At 44.8% G+C, this 8151-nt stretch carries 9 protein-coding genes and 1 pseudogene; 2 read left to right on the top strand and 8 right to left on the bottom strand.

Going from position 1 to position 8151, the window contains the following annotated elements:
• The 7 genes and pseudogenes from AC4E7D_RS08495 to AC4E7D_RS08465 all read right to left on the bottom strand — a co-directional run.
• Window positions 1–360: pseudogene (locus tag AC4E7D_RS08495) on the bottom strand (ABC transporter permease); the annotation flags it as partial.
• Entirely contained in the window at window positions 353–1297 is a 945-nt protein-coding gene (locus tag AC4E7D_RS08490) for an ABC transporter ATP-binding protein (protein ID WP_490173377.1), read from the bottom strand. The gene AC4E7D_RS08490 and the pseudogene AC4E7D_RS08495, both read right to left, overlap by 8 nt.
• A 205-nt stretch (window positions 1298–1502) precedes the next feature.
• Complete coding sequence (gene dnaJ, locus AC4E7D_RS08485; protein WP_490173376.1) at window positions 1503–2618, bottom strand: molecular chaperone DnaJ; 1116 nt, start codon at window positions 2616–2618, stop codon at window positions 1503–1505.
• An 8-nt stretch (window positions 2619–2626) separates the two neighbouring features.
• Window positions 2627–3190, bottom strand: a complete 564-nt coding sequence (locus tag AC4E7D_RS08480) for a nucleotide exchange factor GrpE (RefSeq protein ID WP_490173375.1) — start codon at window positions 3188–3190, stop codon at window positions 2627–2629.
• Window positions 3191–3356: 166 nt separating this feature from the next.
• Window positions 3357–4274 (bottom strand): TIGR01777 family oxidoreductase, encoded by a 918-nt coding sequence (locus AC4E7D_RS08475; protein WP_490173374.1) that lies wholly within the window; start codon window positions 4272–4274, stop codon window positions 3357–3359.
• A 96-nt stretch (window positions 4275–4370) separates the two neighbouring features.
• On the bottom strand, window positions 4371–5033 hold the full coding sequence (gene mnmC2 / locus AC4E7D_RS08470) for a tRNA (5-methylaminomethyl-2-thiouridine)(34)-methyltransferase MnmC2 (protein ID WP_490173373.1): 663 nt from the start codon (window positions 5031–5033) through the stop codon (window positions 4371–4373).
• Window positions 5014–5538 (bottom strand): DUF4920 domain-containing protein, encoded by a 525-nt coding sequence (locus AC4E7D_RS08465; RefSeq protein ID WP_490173372.1) that lies wholly within the window; start codon window positions 5536–5538, stop codon window positions 5014–5016. The genes mnmC2 and AC4E7D_RS08465 overlap by 20 nt, the downstream gene beginning before the upstream one ends.
• 106 nt (window positions 5539–5644) lie before the next feature.
• Between AC4E7D_RS08465 and AC4E7D_RS08460 the strand changes: the two genes are divergently transcribed.
• The gene (locus AC4E7D_RS08460) at window positions 5645–6712 is read left to right on the top strand and encodes a branched-chain amino acid aminotransferase (RefSeq protein WP_490173371.1); all 1068 of its coding nucleotides are present in this window, start codon (window positions 5645–5647) and stop codon (window positions 6710–6712) included.
• 42 nt (window positions 6713–6754) lie between these two features.
• Here AC4E7D_RS08460 and AC4E7D_RS08455 read toward each other — a convergent pair whose 3' ends face one another.
• Window positions 6755–7141 (bottom strand): pyrophosphohydrolase domain-containing protein, encoded by a 387-nt coding sequence (locus AC4E7D_RS08455; RefSeq protein WP_490173370.1) that lies wholly within the window; start codon window positions 7139–7141, stop codon window positions 6755–6757.
• Between the two features lie 540 nt (window positions 7142–7681).
• Between AC4E7D_RS08455 and crcB the strand changes: the two genes are divergently transcribed.
• Window positions 7682–8053, top strand: coding sequence for a fluoride efflux transporter CrcB (gene crcB / locus AC4E7D_RS08450; protein ID WP_490173369.1), 372 nt, complete (start codon window positions 7682–7684; stop codon window positions 8051–8053).
• Window positions 8054–8151 lie beyond the last annotated feature (98 nt).

Here is an 8151-nt window from a genome sequence, read left to right as displayed (position 1 = left end):
AGCGTCCTTGGTGTAGAAATAAGCATTTTCTGATACACTTTGGATGTCCGGACCTTCAGGGATTAACAGCAACCCGTAATACCCCAGGCTGACGGTGGAATCCATTGCCGCCTCAAGGGATATCGACCGGAAGTTCACAAAAGCGGTTTGGTCAGAGGTGAGAAAATCTCCTGAGAAATAAGCGCTCTGATTTAAAACGGCAATGATACGTTTATCGCTGTCATTCACCTTGGTCAGGTAAGCAATCAGCACCACCAGTCCTACAATCAGGATAGGGCTGAGTATGGTCATTATCACAAAAGACTTATTGCGCACCTTGGCCAGGTATTCCCTTCTAATGATCAACCACAGTTTATGCATGCTTCATTTTCTCTTGAACGGTTTGAATAAATATTTCATTTGCCGTAGGTACCGTTTCAACAAAACGCAAAATGTTGCCCGAAGCAGCGATTTGGCTAAGAAAATCGCGGGCCGCTCCATCAGGCAATTTTACGGAAAAATCCAGGTAGCCCGATTGCTGATCATATCGTTGTGCGGATATCTCGAATTGATCCGACAGGTTGGTGAGCAGGTTCTCGCCTTTTTGGGTTTCGAGCTGTACGGAAAACACATTTTCCTTGTACTGCTGTTTGATGTCGAAAAGCCGGCCATCGAGGATCACCTCCCCTTCATGCAGCAGGGCAATATGCTCGCAGAGTTCTTCAACAGATTCCATGCGATGGGTGGAAAAAATGATAGAAGCCCCTTCTTTTTTCAACTGAAGTATCTCTTCCTTTATGATATTCGCGTTGATGGGATCAAAGCCACTAAAGGGTTCGTCAAAGATCAGCAACTTTGGTTGGTGCAGGACGGTAACTATAAACTGGATTTTTTGTGCCATCCCCTTGGACAGCTCCTGAATTTTCTTGTTCCACCAGTCCCCGATATCCAATCGCTCAAACCAGTAGGTAAGCCTTTTCTTCGCTTCCTGTCTGGACAGGCCACGCAGTTGCGCCAGGTAAAGCACTTGTTCGCCTACCTTCATCCCCTTATAGAGTCCCCGTTCTTCCGGCAGGTAGCCAATGAATGAAATATGCTCTGGTTTCAGGGGCTCACCGTCAAAATAGACGGAGCCCGAATCCGGATAAGTAATCTGATTAACGATACGCAGAAATGTTGTTTTGCCAGCCCCATTGGGACCCAGGACCCCATATATACTGTTTTCAGGAATGGAGAGGGATACTCCTTTAAGTGCCTTAAAGGCCCCAAAGCTCTTGGTTACCCCATCAGCAAGTAGAATAGTCTTCTCGTTCGACATCGTTCAAAGATAGAGAAATGACCCAAAAGAGCATCAATGGTGTATGTTTACAATAATGGGCTCCATTTCAAAAAGGCCTTAAAAACAAAACCCACCCTTAAAAGGATTAAGGATGGGAAAAAAATTGCTATGAAAAAGAAAATTAATATTGGTTGCCCAATATCGAATCAAATATACGCTTTTTATTTAAACTAAACCCGATTCATCAGGAGAACATATCCTTGACCTTCTCGAAAAACGATTTGTCGGATTTTTCAGGCTTTGGTTCAAAATTTTCGTGTCCTCGCATCTTCTCAAAAAACTCCCGCTGCTCCTTGGTGAGTTCCTTGGGTGTCCATACATTCACGTGTACCAGTAGATCCCCGTGACCGTAGCCATTAAGATTGGCTATCCCCTTGCCTCTCAACCGCAATATCTTCCCAGATTGTATCCCAGGCTCCAGTTTAATGCGGACCTTTCCTGACACTGTATCTATTTCTTTGGAAGTCCCTAATACCGCTTCTGAAATAGGTATGTAGAGGTCGTAATGCAGGTTATCCCCTTCCCGTTTAAGGGTGTCGTGTTCTTTAGTTTCAATGGCAACCAACAGATCCCCCGGGATACCGTTTCCTGGGGCCTCGTTACCTTTTCCTGTTACTTTTAGCTGCATGCCGTCCTCAACCCCTGCAGGAATCTTGATGGATACTGTTTCCTCAACAGGTTTAAGCCCATGTGCATCGGCATCTGAAGGGCGTTTATCAATGATTTGTCCGCTACCGCCACAGGAATGACAGGTGGTACTGGTTTGCATTCGCCCCAATATGGTATTGGTAATCTTGGTCATCTGCCCGCTACCGTGGCAAGTGGAACAGGTCTTATAAGTAACGCCTGCAGCCTTTACCTTTCGTCTTACTTTCACCTTTTTCTCCACACCATTGGCCACTTCCTCGAGGCTGAGCTTGACCCGTATCCTGAGGTTACTGCCCTTGACACGGCGCTGGCCCCCTCCGCCAAAACCTCCGAAGCCTCCAAATCCGCCTCCGAAAGCACTTCCGAAAATATCTCCAAACTGGCTGAAAATATCTTCCATGTTCATGCCGCCTCCGCCAAAGCCTCCGCCTTCGAATGCAGCATGCCCGTATTGATCATAGCGTGCCTTTTTATCAGGATCACTAAGCACTTCGTAAGCTTCGGCAGCTTTTTTGAACATTTCTTCAGCCTTGGTATCCCCAGGATTCTTATCCGGATGGTACTGAATGGCTTTCTTTCGATATGCCTTTTTTATTTCGGCAGCCGATGCATTTTTGTCAACCCCTAATATTTCATAATAATCCTGCTTCATACCAATATTTAGTTTCCTACAACCACTTTGGGGTGCCTGATAATGCGGTCTCCAAGTTTAAACCCCTTTTCAACCACATCGATGATCTTCCCTTTCAGCTTTTTATTCGGAGCGGGGATCTGGGTAATTGCGTCATGGACTTCAGCGTCAAAGGTATCTCCCTGACTGACCTCTATTTGTTCTAAACCTTTGGATTTCAATGTCTCCTTAAGCTTATTGCTTATGAGTTCCACCCCTTTGAACATTTCTTTGTCTTCTGACTTGGAAAGCTCATTCAAGGCTCGGTCAAAATCATCCAATACCGGTAGCAGGGCCTGCATAACCTCCTGCCCTGCGGTCTTAAACAAATCCATACGCTCCTTTGAGGTGCGCTTTTTATAATTTTCAAATTCGGCGAAAAGCCTCAAGAATTTATCCTTTTCGGCAGACAATTCTTCCCGCAGCCGTTCTTCCTCTGAGACGGGGGACTCGCTTTCGTTTGTCTGTGCTTCTTCTTCCTGCTGTTGCACTTCTTCGTTCAACTGTTCTTCCGGAATCGCCTCTTCCAAATCTGACTTGCTTTTCTTACTCATCAATTTTTTGGTTTATCGAAATTAGAACGGCAAAAGTACTGCCATTTCTTTAAAAATGTCAAAATGTCACAAAAAAATAAGGCTGCTGCCGCCTTAGTGATCAGGTTGAAATACACCGGGAAGTTGAATAGGAAGTAGTTGGCGAAAGGAGAAGTACAAGTATCTACTATTGCCATTTCTTCCGGAGATCCTCCAGAGCTTTACAGATGTTTTGAAAATGGAAGTTGAACCCTATCTTTTCAATCTTGCGACTACTTACGCGCTGGCTGGAAAAAAGCAGGGTACTCATTTCTCCAAGGATGACTTTCATTACAAATTCCGGAACATTGGGCAGCAACAAGGGCCTGCCAAATACCTTGGCGATCTCTCTGGTGAGACGTTTGTTCGTAATGGGATTTGGCGCCACCCCGTTAAAAAGGCCGTGGTACTCATTTTTGGTTAAAAACAGAAACATCCTGGCCAGGTCGCTTACGTGGATCCATGATTGCCATTGCTCTCCTGAGCCCAGGGCGGCACCGACGTAATTTTTAATTGGTGTGACCATCTGTGGCAACGCACCGCCCTTTTCAGATAACACAAGTCCTATCCTCACAATGGCGGGTTTAAGTCCCAGGGCTTCGAACTTCTGTATTTCATCCTCCCATTGTATCACTACATTGCCTAAAAAACTGCTATCCCTCGCTGTGGAGGCCTCGGTATAGTATTCTGTGAGTGAACTGGGATAGATACCGATCGCAGAAGCCGAAACAAAACTGCAGATCTCGTGGGCGGTACTTTTTTCTATTCCGGAATACAGGGTCTTCAGACTTTGTACCCGGCTATTCAGGATCTTCTTCTTATATGCCTTTGTCCATCGTTCGGCCACAGAAGCCCCAGCAAGGTTGATCACGGAGGTTACCCCATCAAAACAAGCTGTATCTATTTCCCCGGAAGAAGGGTTCCAGTAAAAGCCATTGTAATGCTCTGTATTTTCAATCTTTTCGCGTCGTGTAGTAAGATAGTGAACCGGGATGCCTTTTTCCCGGCAAATCCTCACCAGCTCTCCGCCTACCAGCCCTGTAGCCCCTGTAATTAACAGCTTCATTTCCAATTTTTTGCAAAGATATTGGTTTTGGTACCCGCCAAAGTCGTCTTTAATTAAGGTTTAACAATCTTGTTTAACCCTAATGGGAAGAAGTGCTCAGCATTTCCCTGCGCGAAGCATTTCCCTTTTCCCGGGCGGGCCAGGTAGTTTTTCCACAACAAAACCACATTGTTCCATTGCGCGCCTAACGCTGCCTTTGGAAGAATAGGTAACCAGTATACCATTAGGGAGCAAAGCGTTGTAGAGGTTTTTAAAGATCTCAACTGTCCATAATTCAGGCTGTACTCGCGGACCAAAGGCATCAAAATAGATAAGATGGTATCGGGAGTTTTCCCTGAGCTCCCGGAAATCTATTTGAGTTTTGGTCAATGTAAAATTGTTGCTCAGGGGTGTGGTTACTTCCCAGGGTAGTTTGTGCATTTTCCGGAACACTTGCTCAAGCCCCTGTTCCTGTAATACCTCTACATAGTTCAGCAATTGAAGTTCTTCTTCTGACACAGGGTATTTCTCAATTCCGTGGTACTGTATGCGAAGCTTTTTCTTTCCGGCTTCCAAAAAGGTAATCAGAGCATTGAGGCCTGTTCCAAATCCCATTTCCAATACCGACAGATCTTTTTGTTCTGCGGCATGCAGGCCCATTTTAATAAACACGTGATATGCTTCCTGCACCGCCCCATGTATAGAATGGTACTGTTCCTGCCAGTCTTCTATCAGGATAGTTTTGGAGCCGTCGGCAGTATCAATTACCCGGCGTTTCAACTTCTCTTTTAATTAGTACACCTGTAGCTTCAAAACTGTAGGTCTTCTTTGGTTCTGTGATCTGTGCAATTTCCTCGGCAGTTTTCCCCTCATCTTCAGCGTAATGCCGCTGATCTTCCACGCTCATCAGGTCAACAAACGCATTCCCGGCAACGATAACCTCTTCACCCGCAATATCCTTGGGTACAAAAAAGCCGTAATCCTTAAAGCGAACCATGGCCTCTTCGCCATCTCCTAGCTGCAGTTTCATCCAGCAACCTTTTGCCTGACAAACCTCCGTAACCGTAGCCCTAAATTTGGTCGATACCGAATCGGATTCCCCAAGTTGGTCGTAAAGGGCAGCTATTTCCCGGTCAGATTTCACCGCTGAGGCGTCTACCTCGGCACCAAAAGTAGCGTAATCGACTTGTTCCTTTGCCGGATTTTCATCTTGTTGTTCTTTTTTAATGTTCTGGCAGCTTACAAAAACTACCAATAATCCAACCAAAATGTTAAAATGTTTCATATATGACAAAGAATTGTATTGATGGACAAAGCTCATAAATTTTCAAGAGAAAATGAAACTTCAACTCCCTATAATTACGTAATTTTATAGGGTAAAATCACCGTATATGGACGTCACTACAAAGCACATTCGTGTTGAAAAAGCGGAAACTTCAAAAATTTCCCAGGTGGACTTTAACCACCTGCCTTTCGGAGAATACTTCACTGACCACATGTTTATCTGCGACTACAAAGATGGGCAGTGGCAAACCCCAAGAATACTGCCTTACCAGCCTCTGGTAATGGAACCTTCGGCCCGTGTATTTCACTACGGACAGGCTGTATTTGAAGGAATGAAGGCCTACAAGGACGAGTCGGGAGGTATATGGATGTTCCGTCCGGATGAAAATTTCAGGAGGATCAACCGTTCCAGTGAGCGTTTAGCGATGCCGGCATTTCCGGAAGAGTATTTCTTTGAGGGACTAACCACTTTGCTTTTACTCGACCAGGAGTGGATCAAACCTGGCGTTGGCAATTCTCTGTATATACGACCTTTCGTAATTGCCAGCCATCCTGGTATTATTGCTTCCCCGGCAGAGGAATTCAAGTTTATCATTATCTGTTCACCTGCCCAGTCGTACTACGGCGGGGAAGTTCGCGTGAAAATAGCTGAAAAATACAGCAGGGCTGCCAATGGCGGATTCGGGTTCACCAAGGCTGCGGGGAACTATGCCGGACAGTTCTATCCCACCAACCTAGCTAAAGACGAGGGGTTCCAGCAGGTGATATGGACAGATGCCAATACCCATGAGTACATTGAGGAGGCAGGCACCATGAATATTTTTGTGAGACTGGGCGATACGCTGGTTACCTGTCCTACCAGTGACCGCATCCTCGATGGGGTTACCCGCAAAAGTATCATAGCCCTGGCAGAGGACCAGGGGATTAAGGTTGAGGTGCGCCCCATTAAGGTCGTAGAGTTGCTCGAAGGCATAAAAGACGGCTCCCTGAAAGAAATGTTTGGGAGTGGCACCGCAGCGGTGATCAATCCAATTTTGGGCTTTGGATATAAAGGGGAACGCTATGAATTGCCTGCAGTGAATGACAGTTATGCCAAAAACCTGAAGCAACAATTGATGGACATTCAGTACAACCGCAAAGAAGATAAATTCGGATGGCGGTATAAGGTCAAATAAGAGAAATCACCTGACAAACAAAAAAGGTTAACCTTCCCTTTCCTATTTGTCCAATATGGTCCGGATATCTGGTGCCGTATAATCAGGCCCTTTAAGTACTTTGCCGTCTTCACGGTAGATGGGCTTACCATCCGGGCCCAGTTTGCTCATATTGCTGCGCTGGATCTCCTCGAAAACCTCTTCGATTTTATATTGCATTCCGTGTTCCAAAATCGTTCCGCAGAGAATATACAACATATCACCCAGGGCATCCGCAACTTCTACGAGGTCATTGTTTTGGGCCGCCTGCAAGTATTCCTTGTTTTCTTCATCCATAAGGTTAAACCTCAACATGTTCTTTTCATGTCCCAGGTCTGCCCTGGGGGATTCGGAAACCCCCAGACCAAAGGATTTGTGAAACAGTTCCACTGCGTCGATTTTCCTTTTCATATTTGTCCGTTTTTGCTTTAGCTTTGCGTAAAAATAAGGATATGTTTACCACAGGGCAAGTCGTATTTGCCATTCTCTTTATCATAGGATTCAGCCTAATCCTGATATTTTCATACAGAAAAGACAGGCCACTTCACCGAAAGAATTACAAAGGTGTGAAATGGGTGGGAATTTCTTTTGTCGTTTTCATAATTGTATTGTTTTTACTTAAGACACTTCTCAAAAATTAACCCCTTTTTTTGTGTACACCACAAAAATTGACCTGTTGACAACATTATTGAATTCCAGCTTTTTAGATATAAGAAAACTCGTACTTTTGCGTTAGTAGGATAAAGACAACCGACCAATGGTAATTTTCTTCACAATTTTCTTTGCCCTGATTGCTGTTAACGCCTCCCTGTTAATCTTTAGTGCGTTGAATTCCAACACACGATCAACAGGAGAAAAAGAATCACAGGATGCTGAAGCAGCAAAGATTTATCCTCTCGATTTAGATACTTCGAAATACAAAAAAGCCATATAGTTTTATACTTTTAGGGTATGAAACAGGCATTTTTGGTATTTCTCGGCGGAGGGATAGGGAGTTGTCTCCGTTATTTCATCAGTAAATCCTTAAATCCAATTTTTTCCGGTTTTTACCTCGGTACTTTTCTGGTAAATGTCCTGGGTTGCCTGCTTATAGGTCTTATTTTGGGATTCGCCCTCAAGGATTCCGCGCTATCGCAAAGTCATGTTCTGCTTATGGCTACCGGTTTTTGTGGCGGCTTCACTACCTTCTCTGCGTTTACTTTCGAAAACTTCAACCTTTTGAAATCAGGGGATTACTTTGGTTTCTCCCTGTATGCCTTAGGTAGTATAGGTACCGGCCTCCTGGCTGTTGTAGTGGGCTTATGGCTTGCTAAGTCAATATAATTTATTCTTTTTCAATTACTTACGTTTTACACTTCCCATTCCAGGCCTGATCGCCATGGCTATGCGATCGCAAAGAACACCTGCTGTCAGGATTCTTA

The sequence above is a fragment of the Lentiprolixibacter sp. genome (assembly GCF_982873095.1).
The sequence above is the reverse complement of the archived record's forward strand: the minus strand, read 5'-3'. Positions and strand labels throughout refer to the sequence as shown.